This is a genomic window from Streptomyces sp. 4F14 (assembly GCF_048159485.1).
Taxonomy (GTDB): Bacteria; Actinomycetota; Actinomycetes; order Streptomycetales; family Streptomycetaceae; genus Streptomyces.
The window spans coordinates 1-340 of the sequence record NZ_JBLRVY010000305.1; the positions used below are offsets into that span (position 1 = coordinate 1).

The 340-nt window shown below is 66.2% G+C and carries 1 pseudogene; it reads left to right on the plus strand.

What is annotated here, in order from left to right:
- Positions 1-75 precede the first annotated feature (75 nt).
- Positions 76-340, plus strand: a pseudogene (locus tag ACLZOT_RS50845) (esterase-like activity of phytase family protein); the annotation flags it as partial.

Below are 340 nucleotides of genomic sequence, written 5' to 3' on the forward strand. Positions count from 1 at the left end.
GGTGAATCCAAGCAGCACGGCCTGATTCCCGAGCTCTTCCACCTCATCCTTTCTTGGCGCTGAAGGAGCCCTTTTATGCGCTTGCGTATGTCGATCACCGCTGCCCTGGTCATGGGAATGGCCGGGTGCCTCGTGCTCAGTGGCGGAGCCGCCCAGGCATCGCGCCCCGTGTCCTCGCCCTTTCACGTCCCGCCGTCCGCGTCGGCGAACGACTGCTCCGCCCTGGTCCGCATCCGTGCCTTCTCCGACGACCTGGACAAGCAGACGCTCGACGGCGTCTTCGTGGGCAATATCTCCGCTCTGGCCGTGGACCGGGGCGGCCGTATCGCCGCAGTGTCCG